General features: G+C 40.0%; 20 protein-coding genes and 2 other annotated features. All 20 genes read right to left on the bottom strand.

What is annotated here, in order from left to right:
* Position 1: 1 nt before the first annotated feature.
* The gene (minC, locus tag EP57_RS14560) at positions 2–676 is read right to left on the bottom strand and encodes a septum site-determining protein MinC (protein ID WP_036087846.1); all 675 of its coding nucleotides are present in this window, start codon (positions 674–676) and stop codon (positions 2–4) included.
* Between the two features lie 107 nt (positions 677–783).
* The gene (gene mreD, locus EP57_RS14555) at positions 784–1,308 is read right to left on the bottom strand and encodes a rod shape-determining protein MreD (protein WP_036087845.1); all 525 of its coding nucleotides are present in this window, start codon (positions 1,306–1,308) and stop codon (positions 784–786) included.
* A complete protein-coding gene (gene mreC / locus EP57_RS14550) occupies positions 1,308–2,171 on the bottom strand; it encodes a rod shape-determining protein MreC (protein WP_036087844.1) in 864 nt (287 codons plus the stop codon). Before mreC ends, mreD begins: the two co-directional genes overlap by 1 nt.
* A 78-nt stretch (positions 2,172–2,249) precedes the next feature.
* Entirely contained in the window at positions 2,250–3,263 is a 1,014-nt protein-coding gene (locus tag EP57_RS14545; protein ID WP_036087843.1) for a rod shape-determining protein, read from the bottom strand.
* 239 nt (positions 3,264–3,502) lie between these two features.
* Positions 3,503–4,177 carry a RadC family protein gene (radC, locus tag EP57_RS14540; RefSeq protein ID WP_036087842.1) on the bottom strand — a complete coding sequence of 225 codons (675 nt, stop codon included), beginning with the start codon at positions 4,175–4,177 and terminating at the stop codon, positions 3,503–3,505.
* A gap of 15 nt (positions 4,178–4,192) precedes the next feature.
* Positions 4,193–4,930, bottom strand: a complete 738-nt coding sequence (locus EP57_RS14535; protein ID WP_036087841.1) for a prepilin peptidase — start codon at positions 4,928–4,930, stop codon at positions 4,193–4,195.
* A 234-nt stretch (positions 4,931–5,164) separates the two neighbouring features.
* Positions 5,165–6,442, bottom strand: a complete 1,278-nt coding sequence (locus EP57_RS14530) for a bifunctional folylpolyglutamate synthase/dihydrofolate synthase (RefSeq protein WP_036087839.1) — start codon at positions 6,440–6,442, stop codon at positions 5,165–5,167.
* Positions 6,443–6,503: 61 nt separating this feature from the next.
* Positions 6,504–9,146, bottom strand: coding sequence for a valine--tRNA ligase (locus EP57_RS14525; protein ID WP_036087837.1), 2,643 nt, complete (start codon positions 9,144–9,146; stop codon positions 6,504–6,506).
* Positions 9,147–9,198: 52 nt separating this feature from the next.
* Positions 9,199–9,419, bottom strand: a binding site (T-box leader).
* Between the two features lie 43 nt (positions 9,420–9,462).
* Positions 9,463–10,749, bottom strand: a complete 1,287-nt coding sequence (gene hemL, locus EP57_RS14520) for a glutamate-1-semialdehyde 2,1-aminomutase (protein WP_036087836.1) — start codon at positions 10,747–10,749, stop codon at positions 9,463–9,465.
* Positions 10,750–10,751: 2 nt separating this feature from the next.
* Positions 10,752–11,735, bottom strand: a complete 984-nt coding sequence (gene hemB / locus EP57_RS14515; protein ID WP_036087834.1) for a porphobilinogen synthase — start codon at positions 11,733–11,735, stop codon at positions 10,752–10,754.
* Position 11,736: 1 nt separating this feature from the next.
* On the bottom strand, positions 11,737–12,438 hold the full coding sequence (locus tag EP57_RS14510; protein ID WP_036087831.1) for a uroporphyrinogen-III synthase: 702 nt from the start codon (positions 12,436–12,438) through the stop codon (positions 11,737–11,739).
* Positions 12,431–13,363 (bottom strand): hydroxymethylbilane synthase, encoded by a 933-nt coding sequence (gene hemC, locus EP57_RS14505; RefSeq protein ID WP_036087828.1) that lies wholly within the window; start codon positions 13,361–13,363, stop codon positions 12,431–12,433. Before hemC ends, EP57_RS14510 begins: the two co-directional genes overlap by 8 nt.
* Positions 13,360–14,676 (bottom strand): glutamyl-tRNA reductase, encoded by a 1,317-nt coding sequence (hemA, locus tag EP57_RS14500; RefSeq protein ID WP_036087827.1) that lies wholly within the window; start codon positions 14,674–14,676, stop codon positions 13,360–13,362. Before hemA ends, hemC begins: the two co-directional genes overlap by 4 nt.
* An 89-nt stretch (positions 14,677–14,765) precedes the next feature.
* The gene (yihA, locus tag EP57_RS14495) at positions 14,766–15,350 is read right to left on the bottom strand and encodes a ribosome biogenesis GTP-binding protein YihA/YsxC (RefSeq protein WP_036087825.1); all 585 of its coding nucleotides are present in this window, start codon (positions 15,348–15,350) and stop codon (positions 14,766–14,768) included.
* A 102-nt stretch (positions 15,351–15,452) separates the two neighbouring features.
* Complete coding sequence (gene thrS, locus EP57_RS14490) at positions 15,453–17,375, bottom strand: threonine--tRNA ligase (protein WP_036087824.1); 1,923 nt, start codon at positions 17,373–17,375, stop codon at positions 15,453–15,455.
* An 82-nt stretch (positions 17,376–17,457) separates the two neighbouring features.
* Positions 17,458–17,681: a binding site (T-box leader), on the bottom strand.
* 60 nt (positions 17,682–17,741) lie between these two features.
* Positions 17,742–18,665 carry a primosomal protein DnaI gene (gene dnaI / locus EP57_RS14485; protein ID WP_036087822.1) on the bottom strand — a complete coding sequence of 308 codons (924 nt, stop codon included), beginning with the start codon at positions 18,663–18,665 and terminating at the stop codon, positions 17,742–17,744.
* A gap of 5 nt (positions 18,666–18,670) precedes the next feature.
* Positions 18,671–20,065, bottom strand: coding sequence for a replication initiation and membrane attachment family protein (locus tag EP57_RS14480; protein WP_036087820.1), 1,395 nt, complete (start codon positions 20,063–20,065; stop codon positions 18,671–18,673).
* A 14-nt stretch (positions 20,066–20,079) separates the two neighbouring features.
* Complete coding sequence (nrdR, locus tag EP57_RS14475; protein WP_036087818.1) at positions 20,080–20,544, bottom strand: transcriptional regulator NrdR; 465 nt, start codon at positions 20,542–20,544, stop codon at positions 20,080–20,082.
* Positions 20,545–20,594: 50 nt separating this feature from the next.
* Entirely contained in the window at positions 20,595–21,197 is a 603-nt protein-coding gene (gene coaE, locus EP57_RS14470; RefSeq protein ID WP_036087816.1) for a dephospho-CoA kinase, read from the bottom strand.
* Between the two features lie 11 nt (positions 21,198–21,208).
* Complete coding sequence (gene mutM, locus EP57_RS14465; RefSeq protein ID WP_036087815.1) at positions 21,209–22,030, bottom strand: DNA-formamidopyrimidine glycosylase; 822 nt, start codon at positions 22,028–22,030, stop codon at positions 21,209–21,211.
* Position 22,031 lies beyond the last annotated feature (1 nt).

The raw sequence follows: 22,031 nt of genomic DNA, 5'->3' as shown, positions 1-22,031 counted from the left end.
ATTATTGCCCTCCTTGAAAATTAGAAATTTCCGGTCTAATTTTTCTTAAAATCTGTAAGCTATCAATCATTAGCTCATTTTTATCGTCTAAATAGGCAGTTAAAATATTCTCTTCCACTTTGTTTTTACTTTCTTCATCGTCAAAGCTGCGTATTTCGCCTGCAATTCTAATTTGAGATGGATATTGGAATTTCCCAGTAACAACTGCTTTCTTATCGCCGTCAATTCCAGCGTGAATAATACCTTTCACATTTCCCAAAATATAGACATTTCCGGTTGAACGGATGGCCCCACCAGGATTGATATCACCGACAAGCAACAAATCACCTGGTACATTAATAACTTGACCAGAGCGAACCACTGTGGCCAATGAAAATATTTGTTCAGCCTCTTTCCATTTTTTCGCAGCTTGTTTCGTCATTACATTACTTGTGAATCCTTTGACTTCCATCTGGCTGTTTTCTTGAATGATAGCCTTAATTTTCTGCTCTTCTTCTTCTGTAAAAAGGCGATTTCCTATATGTACTTGGACGGCTAGCTTCTGGTCTTGCATTCCTGTTTGCTGCTCCTTAAGGTGTTGTATCAGACCGTTTTCAAGCTCAGCTATACTAGCTACATCACTAAGAGAGATGCTAATACCGTCTTTCGTCCCTTTTATTTGGATATATCTCTTCAACTTACCACACCTCACAGCCCATTAATATTTTTGAATTAAGACACAGCTCTAAATTAAACTATATCAGTCCGTAGACATTTAGTAAACAGACTGATATCGAATTAATATTACATCCCGTCACTTTTCTTTAATTTCAATAAGAAACTTCTAAAAGGAAAGAAAAGAACTAGGAAGAACGCCAAGTTTAGCAAAATAGTCGTCCATAAACGTTGATCTGCAAATGTTGTGAAAGCCATATCAGTCCCACCAATAAGTACGTAGAAACCGTACACTAAACACTCCGTAAGCATAACATTAAAGACGGTTACTAAGCCAACAAGTAAAATATTATTTTGAAGTACTTTCATAAATTTATCCGTCAAATAAACAATAAACGGGAATATCGCAAAATAGATACCTAACACATCTGTGTAATAAATATCAAAAACTATGCCCAATATGAAAGCATAAATCAACGTCATATTTCGGTTATAAAAGGTTGTCATCATCACTAGCATCACAATTAAAAAATGCGGAATGAAAAATCTCTGATCTCCGAAAAACGCGTGCCCAAATTGAAGGCTAGCAACCCCTTCTAAAATAAAGATTCCTATTGCAATGAGTGGCATTACGATTACTTTCCTCGTATTCATCAGGATCCAGACCCTTCCGAGTCATCGCCTTCCAAAGTACGTTTCAAGACAATAACATGGCTCAAATCATACAAATCTGCACCTGGCTTAACTAGCGCGGTCTGTGATAGCCCCATCTTATCTGTTTCTACCTTCTCAATTGTACCAATAAAAATATCAGAAGGGAAAATACCGCCAAGGCCAGAAGTCACAACTTTCTCACCCTTAGTGAATTTCTGATCTATCGGTAATTGCTTCATTTCTAACAATCGTTGTTCAGCATCATAACCGTTAATAATTCCGTACGCCGTTGCCTTACCTTGAACAATGGCAGAAATTCGGTTCCGGTCATCTGTTGAGCTGAGCAATTTCACAGTAGAAGATTTAGCACCTGTTTTCATGATTTTTCCAATCATACCTTCTGGTGTACGCACAGCCATATTGGGTTTGACACCATCAGCAGATCCTTTATCAATTTGAACCTGCATATTCCAATCGTCCGGGTTTCTGGAAATTACAGTTGCATTAATCGGATCATAATCACTTAAATCCGCCTCAATGTCAAGTGATTTCTTCAAATCTGCGTTTTCTTTACTTAAATCTGCTACTTTACTTTCAAGTTGCGCCAATTCTTCTAAACGTTTTTTTAGATGTTCATTCTCTGTATAGGCATTTCTCAAATCACTGGCACTAGAAAAGAAACTAGAAACAAAGCCAACTGGTTTGGAAACAATATTTTCTCCAAAGCCTGCTACATCTTTTACGAATTGCTCTGGCCAAGAAGCTTTACTTTTGCCACTAAGAGAATATCCTACTAACGCCACTAAAACAATAATGGATACTAACAAGATAATTAAACGTTTATTTAAGAAAAACTGCGGCATAATGAACACCTCATCTCGTCAATCCTCTTCTTTCATAGTTGTGCTACAGACTCTTGACTACAAAATAGACATGTCACATTAGCTCATTTTTTTCTTTTTGTATAAGTCCATGTTTTCTAATGATTTACCTGTACCAATTGCAACACAATCCAATGGATTTTCGGCAATAATGACTGGCATTTTTGTCTCTTCCGCAATAACTGAATCTAAATTACGTAGCAATGCTCCACCACCAGTTAATACGATACCTTTATCCATGATGTCTGCTGAAAGTTCTGGTGGCGTGTTTTCCAATGTATTTTTTACTGCATCAATAATAGATGCCACAGTATCTGCCAAAGCTTCACTAATTTCTTCTGGAGAAATTTCGATTGTCTTTGGTAAACCTGTTACTAAATCACGACCACGAATACTAAATGGCTCTAGACCTAAGTCAACTGGATTTGCAGAACCGATTTCCATCTTGATTGTCTCAGCAGTACGATCCCCAATTAATAGGTTATATTTCTTACGGATAAAGTTAATAATAGCATCATCCATATCGTCTCCTGCAGTACGCTCTGAACGACTTGTTACAATACCACCAAGGGATATTACTGCAACTTCTGTCGTTCCACCGCCGATATCTACAACCATACTACCTGTTGGATCCCAAACTGGTAGACCCGCACCAATTGCCGCTGCAAAAGGCTCTTCGATTGTGTATGCTTCTTTAGCTCCTGCTTGACGAGTAGCATCTGTTACAGCACGCTTTTCTACACCAGTAATTCCAGATGGTACACAAATCATAACGCGAGGCTTACTTGCACTAGCGCCTTTACTTGCTTTTTGAATGTAGTATTTCATCATCGCTGCTGTTGTATCATAATCCGCAATAACACCATCTTTCATTGGTCGAATTGCAACGATATTACCTGGCGTTCTACCAATCATGCTTTTCGCTTCGCTACCGACTGCAACAATTTCTTGTGTATCTTTTTTCATAGCGACAACAGATGGTTCTCTTAAAACGATACTCTTGCCTTTCATGTAAACTAAAGTGTTTGCTGTACCTAAGTCAATCCCAATATCTTTATTACCAAATCCAAACATTTATTAATCTCCTTTTCTCTTCTTTAGTTATCACTTTGTTCATGATTGCTGTCTCTCTATTAACCATATTAGCTCTTAAATTCCCAGCCCCAAAGTATTGTTTTATAATAATTAGGTATGCTGATATCCCTCGATGTTTTATGTAAAACAGATACACATAAACAACCACTTTATTATAACATAACTAAGAAGAACAGACATTAATTTTTGATGAGATAGACAAAATATTTATCTTTTCTTTAGAAATACCCCTCTTGCTTTAGACTTGTGAATGTATTATTGCCGATAATAATGTGATCTATCAGCGGAATTCCTATTAGTTCGCCTACTTTTTTCAGGCGTTTAGTAACTGCTACATCTTGATGAGATGGGCTTGCGTCCCCAGATGGATGGTTGTGAAAACACATGATACTCGCTGCCGAATAACGCATCGCCTGCTTGAAAATTTCTCTTGGGTGCACGACACTGCTATTTAGACTACCAATAAAAATAGTCTCTCGATGCAATAGTTTATTCCTTGTACTTAGGAAAACACAGTGAAAATGTTCTTGAGATAGGTACCGCATTTCTTTCATGACAAGGTTAGCCCCATCTTGCGGACCTCTAATAACCGGACATTCAACTACCTTTTGCTGACCGATACGCTTACTGAATTCAATCGCCGCTAGCACTTTAGCCGCTTTGGCTATTCCGATTCCATTTATTTGTGTCAGTTCTTGAAGCGTGACATTTCTCATTTCCGAAAGTTCTAGAAACTGTGTAATAACTTTGTTTGCTAAATCAACAACAGATTCCGTTTTACTACCAGTTTCAAGAATAATGGCTAATAGTTCAATATTGGATAAACTAGATACTCCCTTTTGTTGCAGGCGCTCTCTAGGTCGTTCTGTATAAGACATTTCTTTCATAAACATTACCTTACCTCCCAGTTATAAAATCAAATTCCAAAATAAATCTCCGGTACATACATTAAATATAAAGCCTATTAGTATAAACGGAACAAATGGTATTTTTTGCGTTCTGAACTTTCGATTAAATAACGAGACCAGAGTTATAACCAATAGTCCAGAAAAGACTGCGATAATAAAGACTAATACTACTTCTTTAAAACTGAGTAAAAAACATAGTAAAATTAACAATTTTATATCTCCAAATCCAAACCCATTTCTTACAATCAAATATAGCAAAAGAAATAAAAATAAGCCTATTATTAATTGATATAGGTGGCTTAAAAATGTAGATGGATTTTGATATAAGTAAAGGATAGCAAAGATGACAAAGTAACTAAGTAAAATACCATCAGGAATACACAAATACAATACATCACTCACAAATAAAATAAGTAATAGCGAATAGATTGTGATATACAAATAAAATGGAGCGGTAAAACCATATAGTGCATAGAGTAAGCAAACAAAGAATGGTGACATAAGCTCCACTGCTATATAGGTTTTATTCATCGGTTTATGGCAACAGGCGCTTTTCCCACCTTGTAAAATAAAAGACAGAATTGGTATCATCTGCCCCACTTCTAACTTTTTACCACAAAAATCACATTGAGAAGACACTCTTAGAATAAATGAATTTCTTAATGGTACATTCATTCCAACAACATGTAAAAAAGATGCAAAAATAGTACTGTATACAACTAAGTGAAAATAAATCATTTGCTCGCCTCCTAGTTAATGCAATATATCACGCAAATAGAAATATGTCATATGATCAAAAAAGCATTATGACGAACAATACATTCCAAACAATGGTTTTTAGTTTTAGGTAAAAAACTATTTTCTTATACAAAGTTAGTTCTAAATTTATTTTTTAGCTGTTTTACAATCTACGCAAAAAAAGGTAACATACAAAAAAGACTCATCAACATGAGCCCAGTTTTGTAAAACGTATTAAGATAATAAAAATTTTCTCACTTCAGAGATAAAGTAAAGTGAACCTGTTACCAAAATAATTACGTCTGAGTTTTGTCTCTCGCTAATTAACCATTTCTCCCAATCAGAAACCACATTTATATTATTTTCTATAGCGATTTTCTGTACTTCCTCTTTTGTTAGCGCCCTTGGATAGTCAAAGGTTGTGATGTAAATATCAGCATGATTTATTTGTTTCAATAATGCTATCATATCTACAAATTCTTTATCTCGCATTGCTGTAAATAATAACTTTACTGGTTGGTCAGGGAATCTTTTTGTTGTATTAACTAAAGCTTTGATTCCTTCTATGTTATGCGCGCCATCTAAGTATATCGTTGGCTTTTCATGAACATTTTCCATACGTCCAGGCCAGCTGGCATTCTTCAACCCTATTCTGATATTTTCTGCAGTCGTTATAAATCCAACTTGATTCAATAGTTCTGTTGTCTGGATAGCCACTGCTGCATTGTTTAACTGATGATCGCCGATTAATCCGACTTCTAAATTATCTATATTGGTGTGAGAGGACAAATAATTAAATTGTTGTCCACCAAGTATTTCTACGTGAAAATTTCCTTCTAGCTGGAATATCTTCAAATTCATTTCATCGGCTCGTTTTTTGTACAATGTCCGAACTTCTGGTTGTAGCACTCCGCTGACCACAGGGACATCTGGTTTCATGATTCCGGCTTTTTCAGATGCGATACTTTCAATTGTATTCCCTAAGAATTCCATATGATCCATTCCTATAGTTGTAATAACAGAAACTAGCGGTGTAATAACATTTGTAGAATCAAGTCTGCCGCCCAAACCAACTTCCACGATGCCTATGTCTATTGATGCATACTCAGCGAAGTAAAGAAACATCATAACTGTAATAATTTCAAATTCAGATGGATGCCCAATGCTCTCGTTTCCAAGCTCGTCAGCTAGCGGTTTAATTTGATTGCATAAAGAAATAATAGCTTCATCTGAAATGGGAGTTCCATCAATACAGATGCGTTCATTGAATTGCTCTATATATGGGGAAGTGAATGTCCCTACTCTGTATCCCGCATTCTCTAATACATTGCGAATAAATGTTAATGTAGATCCTTTGCCATTTGTCCCTGCTATATGTACCCATTTATTCTTGTTTTGCGGATTGTCTAGTTTAGCAAGCATCCACTCCATCCGTTGAAGTCCTGGTTTAATACCCATACGTAATGTGCCGTGAATCCATGATATAGCACTTTCATAATCCTTGAAGTCCATAACAAACCTCCATAAAATGAAGCGCTTCTCTCACAATTGAAGATCCACGCTCACTTTTTTATTAATTATTTTTTAAAGATTGGATGCGTTCTTCTACTAAAGATTTTTTCTCCATGTAGTCTTTTTCTTTTGCTCGTTCTTCTTCAATTACTTTTTCCGGGGCTTTAGCCATGAATTTTTCATTGGATAATTTCCCTTGTACACGTGAAACTTCTTTTTTCCATTTTGAAAGTTCTTTTTCTAGACGCTCAATTTCTTCGTCAATATTGATTAATCCTTCTAAAGGCAAATAGATTTCTGCGCCTGATACAACTGCTGTCATGGCTGTTTTAGATGGTACTATATCAAATGAAATTGTCGTTGTTTCGGGGTTACAGAAACGTTCGATGTAAGAGATATTATTCTCTAAAATAGCTTTATGACTATCTGATTTAGGCTTGATTTGTAGTTTGATTTGTTTACTTAGTGGCGTATTAACTTCAGCGCGAATATTACGAACAGCGCGTATAACTTCTACTAGCAGCTTCATTGATTCAGATGCTTCTTCATCTACTTGACTTGGATCTACTGTTGGCCAATCTGCAACTGTAATTGATACACCATCATGAGGTAGGTTTTGCCAAATTTCTTCTGTTACGAAAGGCATGAATGGATGTAATAGTCTCATTGTATTATCTAAAACATAAGCTAAAACTGATCTCGTTGTTTGTTTAGCTTCCATATCATCGCCGTACAATGATATTTTTGCAATTTCAATGTACCAGTCACAGAAATCATCCCAAATAAAGTTGTAAAGTGTCCGACCTACTTCACCGAATTCGTATTTCTCAGCTAAATTAGTCACAGTGTTAATTGTTTCGTTCAATCGAGTCAATATCCACTTGTCGCTAACTTCTGTAACATTTGTTAAATTGATTGCTTCATATTGCATACCTTCCATATTCATTAGTGCAAAACGAGAGGCATTCCAAATTTTATTGATGAAATTCCATGTTGATTCTATTTTTTCAAAGCTGAATTTCAAATCTTGTCCTGGGGAAGTTCCTGTAGATAATGTATAGCGTAATGAGTCAGCTCCGTATTTCTCTACGACTTCAATTGGGTCGACACCATTTCCAAGAGATTTAGACATTTTTTTACCATCTGCATCTCGGACTAATCCGTGTATTAACGTATCTTTAAACGGTCTTGTTCCTGTAAATTCAACAGATTGGAAAATCATTCTAGATACCCAGAAAAAGATGATATCATAACCTGTTACCAATGTACTTGTAGGGAAGAATTTCTTGTAGTCTGGATTTGTTTCATCAGGCCAGCCCATAGTAGAGAATGGCCATAATGCAGAACTAAACCATGTATCCAGAACATCTTCATCTTGATTCCAATTTTCGATATCAGAAGGTGCTTCTTCGCCCACGTATAGTTCACCAGTTTCCTTATGATACCAAGCTGGGATACGATGACCCCACCATAATTGGCGTGAAATACACCAGTCATGAATGTTTTCCATCCAAGATAGGTATGTTTTTTCAAAACGATCTGGAATGAAGCTTACTTTATCGTCTGTACTTTCTTGTAGTTTCACGGCTTGTTCTGCTAATGGTGCCATTTTTACAAACCACTGCATAGAAAGATATGGTTCTACCACTGCGCCAGTTCGTTCTGAATGCCCAACAGAATGCAAATGTGGTTCTTGTTTGATGAACAATCCTAGTTCTTTGAAATCTTCTATAATTGCTTTTCGCGCCTCGAAACGATCCATGCCATTGTATTTGCCTGAGGCTTCGTTCATTGTCGCATCCTCATTCATTACAATTACTCGTGGCAAGTCGTGACGGTTTCCTACTTCAAAATCGTTGGGATCGTGGGCTGGTGTTATTTTTACTACACCTGAACCAAATTCGCGTTCTACATAATCATCGGCAACAATTGGGATTTCTCGGCCGATGATTGGCAAGGTAATTGTTTTTCCAATAAACTCTTGATAGCGCTCGTCTTTAGGATGCACTGCGACCGCTGTGTCACCTGGAATTGTTTCAGGTCTTGTTGTAGCAACTTCTAAGAAACCTGAACCATCTGTTAATGGGTATTTTAAATGATAGAACTGGCCTTCAACGTCTTGGTGAATAACTTCAATATCGGATAACGCTGTTTTCGCAACGGGGTCCCAGTTAATGATATATTGTCCTCTGTAGATTAAATCTTTTTCATATAAAGTGACAAACACTTTTTTTACAGCATCGGATAAACCTTCATCTAATGTAAAACGTTCTCTTGAATAGTCTAATCCTAAGCCAATCTTTTTCCATTGCTCGCGGATGACGGCTGCGTATTCCTCTTTCCAGTCCCAAGCTTGTTTTAGGAATTTCTCGCGACCTAAATCATAGCGTGAAATGTTGTCTTCTCGTAATTTCGCCTCTACTTTAGCTTGGGTTGCAATACCTGCGTGATCCATTCCTGGCAGATACAATGTGTCGTAACCTTGCATCCGTTTCATGCGTGTTAAAATATCTTGTAATGTTGTATCCCAAGCGTGACCTAGATGTAGCTTTCCAGTTACGTTTGGTGGTGGGATTACAACAGAGTATGCTGGCTTTTCATTTTTACCGTCTGCTTTGAAAAATTCTTGCTCAATCCACCAATCATAGCGATTTTTTTCAATATCTTGGGGATTATATTTTGTTGGCATATTTAATTCTGTCATCTTTTTTCCTCCTAAATCGATTTTGGAATACAAAAAAACTCTTCTCATCCTAATAAAGGACGAAAAGAGTATTCCGCGGTACCACCTTTTTACCGTACGCAAAAATACGGCACTTCATTCTTTTAACGAGAGTAAGTTTCCCGATATTCCTTACTCTAAGTTCAGGAATATTGCTCAGAGGCTACGTTCAAATACTTTTCTTAGAGACTTGCACCAACCGTCTCTTCTCTTGGAAAGAAAAAATATTCTACTCTTCCTCGTCTTCACGTTTACAAATATTAGAATGGGTTTATTGTATCAAATAAAGCGGTAGTCGTCAACGTAGTGCTTTCATAGAAGTTTCGATTGCCTCTAGGGTTTTCGCTATTTCTACCTCTGTGTGTTCTGTTGAAATGAATAGTCCTTCAAATTGTGAAGGTGGTAAGAAGATACCATTTTGTAACATTTCACGGTAGTAGTTAGCGAAATAAGCTAAATCTGATGTTTTCGCTGTGTCATAATTGATTACTTTTTGATCTGTGAAGAAGAATCCGAACATAGACCCTGCGCGATTAATAGATAATGGAACTTCATATTGTTCTGAGAGTATGGTTAGACCTTCTTCCATTTGGTCGATGCGAGCTCTGAAAGCGTCATAATGGTGTGGTGTTAATTGGCTTAATGTTGCAAAACCAGCGTTCATCGCAACTGGATTACCAGATAGTGTTCCAGCTTGATATATATTTCCGGCTGGTGCAATGTGTTCCATTATTTCTTTTTTACCACCATAGGCTCCAACTGGCAAGCCGCCACCGATTACTTTTCCTAGGCAAGTGATGTCTGGAGTAACCACGTAAAGGCCTTGCGCACTATAGAAATCAACTCGGAATCCAGTCATTACTTCGTCAAAAATTAGAAGACTACCATATTTCGTTGTCACTTCGCGAAGCCCTTCTAAGAAGCCTTCGATTGGCGGAACAACACCCATGTTTCCGGCAACTGGTTCTACAATAATAGCTGCGATTTCTTCGCCATATTTTTCAAATACAAGTTGAGCTGTTTCTAAATCATTATATGGAACGGCAATAGTATCTGCTGCAAGACCTGGCGTAACGCCTGGAGAGTCTGGTAAACCTAGTGTAGCAACGCCTGAACCTGCTTTTATCAAAAGTGAATCACCGTGTCCATGGTAACTTCCTTCAAATTTTAGAATTTTATTTCGTTTCGTATAGCCACGAGCTAGTCTAATTGCACTCATTGTCGCCTCGGTTCCAGACGAAACCATACGAACGATATCTACAGACGGTACGCGTTCAACGACTAATTTCGCCAATTCTGTTTCAATTTCTGTTGGCGTTCCAAAACTCGTTCCAAGTGCTACCGCATCGGTTACTGCTTTTACGACATTCTCATTTGCGTGACCTAAAATCAATGGCCCCCATGATAAGACATAGTCAATATATTCATTTCCGTCAATATCTGTTAAGTATGCTCCTTTTCCTTGCTTCATAAAAACAGGATCGGCATCTACTGATTTAAACGCTCGTACAGGGCTATTTACGCCACCAGGTAGCACTTTATTTGCTTCTTTAAAGGCTTTTATTGAGTTGGAAAACTGTCTCATATTTATGCATCCTCCCTTAAATAAGTCGCAACATCTTTTGCAAAATAGGTAATAATCAAGCTGACACCTGCACGTTTCATACTTGTTAACATTTCTAAGACTATGCGTTTTTCGTCAATCCAGCCGTTAGCGCTTGCTGCTTTAACCATGGCATACTCACCGCTTACGTTATATGCAACTACAGGGAGATTCGTTTGATTGCGCACGTCACGAATAATATCCATGTAAGAAAGTGATGGTTTGACGATTAAGAAATCGGCGCCTTCCTTTTCATCGCTTGCTGCTTCACGGAGTGCTTCTAGACGGTTAGCGGGATCCATTTGATATGTTTTTCGATCGCCGAATTGTGGGGCACTATTGGCAGCTTCGCGGAATGGTCCGTAAAAAGCAGAGGCATATTTAACCGCATAAGACATTATTGGAATATCATAGAATCCGGCTTCGTCTAGACCTTCACGGATAACTTTTACAAAACCGTCCATCATATTAGATGGGGCAATAATATCTGCACCCGCTTCAGCTTGGCTAACCGCAGTTTTTTTAAGCAGTTCTAGTGACTCGTCGTTTAGCACAGAACCTTCTTTGATAACACCGCAATGTCCGTGATCCGTGAATTCACAAAGGCATGTATCTGCAATAACGAGCATCTCTGGGGCCAATTTTTTTATAACTCGCGTTGCTTCTTGAACAATCCCGTGTTGGTGATAAGCTCCTGAACCTACGTCATCTTTATCATCTGGGAGCCCGAAAAGGATCACAGCCTTGATTCCTAAGTCGAGTAGTTCTTTTACTTCGCTTTCAAGTTCATGTAGTGGATATTGGTAAACGCCTGGCATAGATGTTACTTCGGATTTTGGCGTGTTCTCTTCTTTCACGAAAATTGGATAAATCAAATCTTCTTTATGTAGCACCGTTTCGCGTACAAGGTCACGCATTGTAGCGCTGCTTCTTAAACGACGGTGTCTGTCAAAATGCTTGTCTAACATCTTAATTCCTCCTTATTAATTGCTCGCATAGTGATTGCATCGTATAAACCTCTGCCTCATAAAATACATCATATCCAGAATCATGTATCGCTTGAGTCGTCACAGGTCCAATCGAGGCGATTTCTATCTCTGAAATAGTTCTTGTATAACATGCTAAAAAATGATGCCACGCAGAGGGACTCGCAAAAATAGCAATATCAATTGGGTGCTCCTTTGATGCACGAGATAGCATTTGCTTGGCTTCATTTGGTAATTTTGTTTCGTAACTAATTATTTCTGTGACTTCATGCCCTTTCTTAGTGAGCTGTTGGGCAATTTCATTTCGGGATTTATCACTTTTAGGTAGTAGGATTTTCTGATTTTGTAATTTTAAGTCTAGCCATTCTTCGATGAAAACATCGGTTGTATATGCGCTCGGTTGGAAGTGTGCTGTGAAATTTCTTTTTTGCAGGGCTTCTGTTGTTTTTGCGCCTATCGTGGCTATGTGGATGTTGGGGCTTAGCTGATTGGTGCGCAAGAAGTGATCAACCGTATTAGCGCTTGTGAAAATAATCCAGTCGTAATCGTCCGCTTCGCAGCTCATTTCCTTGGCCACCGTTTCAATCATTGGAACTTCTGAAACTTGAAATCCTGCTTCCCGCAGAATGTCTGCCCATGGCTGGTTTTTAGCTTTTTCACGTGTCAACAAGACATGCTTAGCCATTATTACGGAGTCCTTGGATAATTTCTTTAGCTCCTAAGTCAATCAGTTTCTGAGCTACTTTCAGGCCGAGTTCATGGGGATTTTGGCCGGATTCTTTGATTTGATGAGAAATCTGTCCGTCTACAGAGCTTACAATGCCTCTTAGTGTTATTTCATTATTTTTGATAGTCGCGTAACCTGCAATTGGGATTTCACAACCGCCGTCTAGTGCTTTTAGCAATGTTCGTTCGGCTATGACCGCGTTACTTGTTTCGTCATCTTGCAGTGTTTGCAGTATTTCTTGAACAAAAGTGTCCCCGTCGCGGCATTCGATTGCAAGCGCTCCTTGACCAACTGCCGGCAGACAAGTTTGTTCGTCTAAAAAGACATACGGGTGTTGTAATTTATCTAGCCAATCCATTCGTTTCAATCCTGCTACAGCTAAAACAATAGCGTCAAAATCTTCTTCTTGAAGCTTTCGTAGACGTGTATCGATGTTCCCGCGAATTGGCTTCATTTGCAAATCAGGACGAATATGAAGTAACTGGGCAGCGCGCCTTAGGCTACTCGTTCCTACAATCGCACCTTCTGGCAGGTTTTCTAAATCAGTGGCTGTTTTAAAAATAAGACAGTCCAGTGGATTTTCACGTTTTGGAATTGCGCCAATTACTAAACCTGCTGCTAATTCGGATGGAACGTCTTTCATGCTATGTACAGCAAAGTCAATGCGTTTATCGAGTAAGGCATCTTCGACTTCCGACACAAATAAGCCCTTTCCACCAACTTTACTTAATGTTACATCTAGAATTCGATCGCCTTTTGTAACGATTTCTTCAATCTCAAAAGTCACTTCTGGAAACTGTACTTGAAGCTTAGAAATCACCCATTTTGTTTGTGTTAATGCAAGTTGGCTACGTCTTGAACCAACGATTATTTTCCGAGTCATGCTTTTTCACCAACTTTTTCTGTCGTTATTTGAGGTGCTATTTCTTCCTCATTGTCTTTTAAATGAAATATTTTTTGGAACAGTTCAATTTGGGATGCGGCATCTTCGTTTGTTGCCATTTCCTTTAGTTCGGAGACTGGCTGTTTCAATAGTTGATTAATGATGCTCTTCATGTGCTTGCCAATGATGACTTGTTCGCGGTCCGTTAGATTTGGTAGTTTATTTGTTAAGCTCACCATTGTTTCAGCTTGGATATCTAGCGCGTTTTGGCGTAATTCTTTGATGATTGGTACCACGCCTAGTTGTTTTTCCCATTCAAAAAATTGCGCACAGGCCAAATCTAGATGCTGCTCAATTTCTGCAACTAGGGCTTGGCGTTGCTCGGTATTTTCTTGGATAACGTCGCCTAGGTCGTCAATATCAAACAATGTTACATTGGGAACGTCTGCACATGATGCTTCAATATTACGCGGCAAAGCGATATCAACAAGGGTCAGTGGTTTCTCACGTGTCGCCATGATGTTCGTAATGGCTTCTTTCGAAATAATCGGCGCTGCGGCTGAGGTTGATGTGATAATAATTTCTGCTTCTTGGATTTCTGCTGCTAGTTCTTGATTGGAACGCCACTGAATGCCTAGCTGTTGCGCTGTTTCTTTGGCGCGCTGATCTGTACGGTTTACGAGCGTGATATCTGTGATTTTAGCGCCAGTCATATTTTGAATAGCCAGAGTCCCCATTTTCCCAGCACCGATGACAACTGTTTTTTTATTGGAAACGTCAGCATGTGTTTTCTTGACGACTTCCACTGCTGCATAGCTGATGGAAACGGCATTTTCATTAATTTTGGTGGTATGATGCATGTTTTTGGCGAAATGGATTGCATCGCGAAGTAGTTGATTTAGAATTGTTCCTGTTGTGCCAATGGTTTGCGCACTTAAGAAAGCCTCTTTTACTTGGCCTAAAATTTGTGTTTCACCGATAATAAGGGAATCGAGTCCGCTCGTTACGCGATAAATATGTTTTACAGCCGCTTCTTCTTCAAAAAACAGCAAATAAGGCTCCAATAATTGCATATCCATTTGGAACCAATTAGCTAAAAATCGTTTAATATAGTAACGTCCGGTGTGAAGCTGGTCCACAACCGCAAATATTTCCGTCCGATTGCAGGTTGAGATAATAACGTTTTCTAAAATGCTTTTTTCTTGATGCAAGGAAACTAATGCCATTTCCTCTTCTTCGGTATGGAAAGCAAGTCGTTCTCTAATTTCAATTGGTGCGCTCGTATGGTTTAACCCTACAGAGAGAATGTACATTAAGATGCCTCCTTGTTTATTGAATGCAAAGTTCATTTTATCACTTTTTTAGAGTGGTTCCAACTTGTTCGCTTGTGAATTCTAGCTGGTTACTGCATTGCTTTTTCGATAAGTTCCCACGCTTCTTCTTTGCCCATCTTTGTTTCGGATGAGAACATGACAAATCCGTCTTCTGGATCAAAATCGAGTGTTTCTTTGACAACTTTCATGTTTTTGTGCCATTTGCTTCGTGGGATTTTGTCAGCTTTCGTTGCAATGACGATTACTGGAATTTGGTAGTATTTCAAGAATTCGTACATGGTGCAGTCGTCTTCTGTTGGTTTATGGCGCAAATCCACAATTTGAATGACTGCCTTTAACTGAGTACGGCTTGTCATATATGTCTCGATCATTTCGCCCCACTTCTCGCGTTCTTTCTTCGAGACTTTCGCAAAACCGTAACCGGGAACGTCGACAAAATAAAAGGAATCCTCGATTTTATAAAAGTTCAATGTTTGCGTTTTGCCGGGCTTTTGTGAAATGCGAGCCATGCTTTTGCGGCGAATCATCGTATTGATAAATGATGACTTCCCAACGTTCGATCGGCCAGCAAGTGCAAATTCGGGTAAATCTCCTTCTGGATACTGTTCTTTCCAAACAGCGCTAATTACAAGTTCTACATTATTTATATTCATTATTGTCCACCTTTATTTAAAATAATTCTTTTTTAAGTATAACGGAATTAGCCAAATTAAGCAAAAAGGCTCTCCGTGAATGGGAGAACCTTTCTTCTTTACTTATAATTGGGAGACTTCTGCTTGTACACGAGCGATAAATTCGTCTAATGGTAATGTTTCTGAATCTTTTTCGCCGTATTTACGTACATTGACTGTGTTGTTTTCTACTTCTTGATCGCCAATTACGAGTGCATATGGGATTTTCTTAGTTTGTGCTTCACGAATTTTGTATCCTAATTTTTCATTGCGTTCGTCGATTTCTGTACGGAAACCAGCGTATACCAGTTTGTCTTGTAGGGCTTTGCTGTGCTCTAAATGAGCGTCAATGCTAACTGGGATGATTTCCATTTGTACTGGAGCAAGCCATGTTGGGAATGCGCCTTTGTACTCTTCAATCAAGTAAGCAACGAAGCGTTCCATTGTGGATACGACACCACGGTGGATAACGACTGGACGATGTTTCTCGCCATCTTCGCCGATATAAGTTAGGTCGAAACGTTCTGGTAATAGGAAGTCAAGTTGGACAGTAGATAATGTTTCGTCTTTGCCGATTGCTGTTTTTACCATAACGTCTAGTTTTGGTCCGTAGAAAGCTGCTTCGCCGTCTGCTTCGTAGTATTCTAAGCCCATATCGTCCATGGCATCTTTTAGCATACCTTGTGCTTTTTCCCACATCGCGTCGTCATCGAAATATTTCTCTGTGTTTTCTGGGTCGCGGTAGCTTAGACGGAAGCTGTAGTCGGTAATATCGAAATCCTTGTAAACTGCTAGGACTAGCTCTACTACACGTTTGAATTCATCTTGGATTTGGTCTGGACGAACGAATACGTGTGCGTCGTTTAGAGTCATGCCGCGAACACGTTGTAAGCCTGATAGTGCGCCACTCATTTCGTAACGGTGCATCATGCCAAGTTCGGCGATACGGATTGGTAATTCACGATAGCTGTGAATATCATTTTTGTAAATCATCATGTGGTGCGGACAGTTCATTGGACGCAAAACTAGTTCTTCATTGTCCATTTTCATAGTTGGGAACATGTCTTCGTGATAGTGATCCCAGTGACCGCTTGTTTTGTATAGTTCTACGTTTGCCATGATTGGTGTGTAGACGTGGTTGTAACCTAGGCGTTCTTCTTTATCCACGATGTAGCGCTCGATAACGCGGCGGATTGTCGCGCCTTTTGGAAGCCACAGCGGCAAGCCTTGGCCAACTTCTTGACTGTTTGTAAATAGTTCTAGTTCTTTACCTAATTTGCGGTGATCGCGTTCTTTCGCTTCTTGTTGCATACGCAAAAATTCTTTCAAGCCTTGTTTGTCGAAGAATGCAGTACCGTAAATGCGTTGTAACATCTTGTTATTGCTATCGCCGCGCCAGTAGGCTCCTGCAACGCTTAGCAATTGGAATACTTGAATTTTGCCTGTAGATGGCACGTGAATACCGCGACATAAGTCAAAGAACTCGCCTTGTGTGTAGATTGTTACTGTTTCATCGGCTGGAATTGCTTCGATTAGCTCTAGTTTGTAGTTGTCACCGATGGCTTTGAATCGTTTGATAGCTTCTTCACGCGATACTTCTTCTCGAGTGATTGGTAAGTTTTCGCGGATAATTTTTTGCATTTCTTTTTCGATGACTGGGAATGTTTCTTCGCTGATAGCTACTTCTGTATCCACGTCGTAGTAGAAACCTGAATCGATTGCTGGACCAACGCCAAAAGTGATGTCTGGATATAAGCGTTTTAGTGCTTGGGCTAGTAAATGCGCCGAACTATGTCGCAAAATCTGTAATGCGTCTTCATGGTCGGGAGTCACAATTTCGATTTTTGCGTCTTCATGGATTGGTGTCACTAGGTCTACCAGCGTTCCGTTTACTTTACCTGCTAACGCTTTTTTCTTAAGACCTGGACTGATTGATGCTGCAATGTCTGCTGTTGAGACGCCGGCCTCAAATTCTTTTACTGCACCATCTGGAAATGTAATTTTCATTTTTTTCGACTCCTTCTTCAATTTTTTGACGAAACGCGGACTTTACGGCTCGGGAACAAAAAAAGACCCATCCCAAGCTTATGCAAGGGACGAGTCTTTCAACACGTGGTTCCACCCAAGATTTAAGAACGATAAAAAAGTTCTACTCTTGTCACATATAACGGTGTGATCCGTTCCAAACTACTCAAATTTCGAATGGAAAGTTCAAAGGGGGTCACTTTATTGGCTAATTGGGAGGTTCGCAGCAATGCCTCCTTCTCTGTGAATCAGACTCGAATAAAATGTTGTCCTTATCAATACTTGTTTCATCATTACTAGTATTATAAAACGGATTTTGTGAAATGGCAAGCTTTTCTACTAAAAAAATTAATAGCGCCGATTTCTGCCGTCCAATTCTACTTCTGTTGCCAAGTAGCGAATTCGCTCCATGATTCGGCGTGCTTTCATTCGTTCTTCGTTACCGTTATTGGAGAACATCAAGTGGGTTTCTAGTTGCTCCATGCTGTAATTGGAAGAAAAAAATGTGGGTAGTTCTTCTTGCATTCTAAATTGCAAAATCGCGCCAAGGACTTCATCGCGGGTCCATGTTGTCATGGATTCTGCACCGATATCGTCTAACATCAAAATATCCGTTTCTTTGGCAAATTGGATTTTCTCGCCGACACTGTTATCTGCAATGGACTGCTTGATTTCGCGCATGAATTCTGGTAGATACACCAATGTGGAAGAGACGCCTTTTAGTGCCAAATCTTTTGCTATAGCGCCAAGTAAGAATGATTTTCCTGTACCGAAACTACCGTGAATATACAGCCCTTTTTGCATGCCTGTCGCGCCTTGTTGGTATGTGCTTAGAAATTCGCCGGCTGATAAAAAGGCAGCGCTACGCGATTCGTTATCGATTGTGAAGTCGTCTAATGTTGCTTCCATGATTTGTTTTGGCATGTATAGCGAACGGATTCGTTTTTCGATGGCACGCTGGCGGTCTGCTTGGATTTTTTCTTCTGTTGGATAATATGTCACGGTGATGTATTCTCCGTCCAAGCTAAGCCTTGGTGCATAGCCAGGCATTAAGGTATCTTGTTTGTCTTGATATTTTTGATGTTCTGTCATGAATTCATATAGTTTGGATAGGTTTTGGTTGACGATTTGTTCATTTAAATCGGACTGATTTTCTTGTAAAAATGCTTTGACTGGCTCATAGGCGAAAACTTGCTGTTTTAACGCCTCGTATTGTTTTTCAAAGTCGCGGCCTTGAAATAATTGGCCTAGTGTTCGTTCGATTTTATCCATACGTGTCACCTACCTTCTTTTAGTCGTTTTTTCATTTCGGCTACTTGTTTGTCGAGTGTTGATTTCTCGCGCGTTGTCATCGCTTGCTGTGCGGGAGCCACTTCTTCTTTGTCAAACCAGTCTGGTAGCACTTCTTTTCTTCCAGTTTTATTAAATTTGCGATTGTTTGCAGGGGTTGCTTTTGTGCCTTCTTCTTGGAGTTTCTTGTATTTCTCATGTTCTGCCCAAGCAAGTTCCATCGCTTCTTTTGCGGTTTGGATTTTCTTGCGTTTCCAATGAGCCGCTATGGTCATCATGAAGTTCTTGGCGATTTTCCCGTCTAGGCGGAGTAAGACGTATTCGATGAGGACATTCATGACTGGAATTGGTAAGTTTTGCTGTGTCATGACTTCATCGACCGTTTTTAAATCAGTTTCGGCGGGAACTGCACCCTCGCTTATGTCGACTAATAATTGATAAGGAGTGATGGTATCAAGGTAAGCCTGAAGTGCTTCAATGTCAGCGGTGTCTTCTGGTCTTGATACGTGTGGTTGCTCTTTGTTTACTACGGGTTTCTCGGTTCTTACTTTAAGTTCTGGCAAGCGTTGGTTCTGCAATTGGTAACCATCACGAACGATTTTTCGTAAGTAATCTAGGTCTAGTGAGCCATCAGATTGCACGGAACGATATAAATAATGCACCATATCAAGCTCTGTTATCGCGTAAATCGCATGCAATTTCAAGATACAAGCGCGTACTTCCTCGTTTATCGCTTGTCGGGATAGCATCGTCGGCGACAAACTTTGCAACATTACCGAGAAATCAAAGCTTTTATCGTCCAAAGAAATGCCTTGTGATGCCGCACGTCCTACTGGCTCGCCGATTTCTGGGGCACTCACTGGTAATTCGCTACCGTTAAATGTCTCAAAAACATCTTGAAATGATCGCGTCACTTCATCAAAACCGATTTCTTCCCGCGGTTCATCAGAGAAAAAACGGCGTAAACGCTGATACTGCGCGTTCCCAATTTTGCTGTACAAATAAATGTTTAGCAGGCCGTCGGAGAAAAATTGTTCTGGCGAAAGTGGTGCTGCGATTTCATATATGTAATGGCGGGACTCGCCGGTTGTGCGAACAAAGCTGCGCAACAAGCCTAGCCCCTCCAGCTTCAAACGTGCTTGAAACAAGTTGGACAGACTAATCCCGAGCAGATTTAGCAACTGCGTATGACTATGACTTTCCGACCAAAGGCGATTTTCTTCGACTTCTGTTGTCAGCGTATCGTATAGCGCCAAGCATTCTGCGCCCATCAAAGGCTGATACAGAAATGTCAAGATTTTGCGGTCGTTCGGTGATAGTATACCGCTTGCTTTGACTTGATAACTATCTACTGGCTGTAACTCCATCCAAAATTCTGCCACGTTTTCTCACCTTTCTAGTCGTTTTTAGTACGATCCATGAGTTCTTTTAGTTCTTCTACAAATACACTGATATCTTTAAACTGGCGATACACGGAGGCAAAGCGGACATAGGCAACTTCGTCTAATGTTGCTAATTTATCCATCAATTTCTCACCGATTAAATGCGAGGAAACTTCACTTTCTCCAATGCTTCGCAGTTCGCGTTCTACTTCATTGACGACGCCTTCCAATTGTTCGACGGAAACTGGTCGTTTTTCACAAGCACGAATAAGACCGCGCAATATTTTATCTCTGGCAAATTCTTCGCGCACACCATCTTTTTTCACGACGATTAACGGACTTTCTTCTACCTTTTCAAAAGTGGTAAAGCGAAAGCCACATGTTTCGCATTCTCTGCGTCGTCGAATGGAATTGCCGTCATCAGCTGGTCGTGAATCAACAACACGTGAGCCGTTGCCTTTACATGATGGACATCTCATTTTCATCCACTCCTTATTCGTCTTTTTCTTAGTATACCACGACTACTACGCTAGCTTCTACTTTCAAAAGTTTGCACGAGCGCTTCTACTTGCTGCTTTGTTTCTGCTAAACTGCCAGCATTATCAATGACCACATCGGCGCGCCTTGCTTTCTCATGTAGTGGCATTTGACTTGCCATGCGTGCTTTGGCGTCGGTTTTGGTTAACTTATTACGCTCCATTAGGCGAGATAGTTGGGTGTTCTCGTCTACGGACACAACGATAATCTGCTGGACCATGTCTTCTAATTGGCTTTCAAAAAGGAGCGGGATGTCTAAAATAATTGTTTTGGCACCATTTGCGATATGCCGTTCTTGTTCGGCGAGCATCCATTGTTTTACTAACGGATGTACAATGGCATTTAATGTTTCTCGTTTCTCGGCGTCATGGAAAATAATATTGCCTAATTTGGGGCGATCTAACTCCCCGTCTGCTTGAAAAACTTCCGTGCCGAACGCTTCTTTGATTTGTTGTGCGCCGAGGCTGCCTTTTTTGACAACTTCACGGGCGGCTATGTCAGCATCTACGACTGGGTAGCCTGCGTCTTGTAGCATTTTACTAACAGTGCTCTTGCCGCTTGCAATGCCGCCTGTGAGGCCTATAATTGTTGCCATATGGGATTCACCTACTTTTGACATTTCGGGCAAAAATGCGTGCCCCTGCCGTTTAGTTTTATTTTTATAATCGGTGTGCCGCATCGTGGGCATGGGTTTCCTTTTTCGCCATAGACTTGGAGTTTCTCTTGGTAACCGCCGATTTTTCCTTGTGAGTTAACGTATGTTCGGATGGTGGAGCCGCCAAGTGCGACGGCTTCGGTCATGATGGCTTTTGTGCTTTCGTAAAGTCTTGTGATTTCGGCTGGTTTTAACGTGTTCGCTGGTCGTTCTGGCAGGACTTTGGCTTGGAAGCATATTTCATCCGCGTAAATGTTGCCGATGCCTGCTACTAAGCTTTGATCCAATAATACCGTTTTGACGGCGCGTCCGGATTTTTGCAGTTTTGTGCCGAATGCTTTCTTTTCGAAGTTTGAAGAAAGTGGTTCGGGTCCTAATTTTTGAATCGATTTCGTTGTGTCTTCTTGGTGCTTTGGAACGAGCTCCATCGTGCCGAATTTGCGGACGTCGAGATAGCGCAGTTCGGTGTCATCTGTGAAATGGAAAATGACATGGGTATGCTTGTCTACAGGGTCGCTTGCGTTGTTTAGACGATACTTCCCTTCCATTCGTAGATGTGATAAAAGCGTGCCGTCTGTCGTATCGATAAGTAAGAATTTGCCGCGACGGCGTACGGCTTCGATTTGTTGGTCTATCATGTTATCTATAAATGCTTCGGCTGGCATTCCTACAATCATTTTGGGAACACCGACAGAAACGCGGTCGATTTTTTTACCAATGACGAGTTCTGCTAGCGTTGCGCGAACGTTTTCTACTTCTGGTAATTCAGGCATG

Source organism: Listeria booriae, from assembly GCF_000766865.1.
In the GTDB taxonomy this organism is placed as follows: domain Bacteria; phylum Bacillota; class Bacilli; order Lactobacillales; family Listeriaceae; genus Listeria_A; species Listeria_A booriae.
The sequence above is the reverse complement of the archived record's forward strand: the minus strand, read 5'-3'. Positions and strand labels throughout refer to the sequence as shown.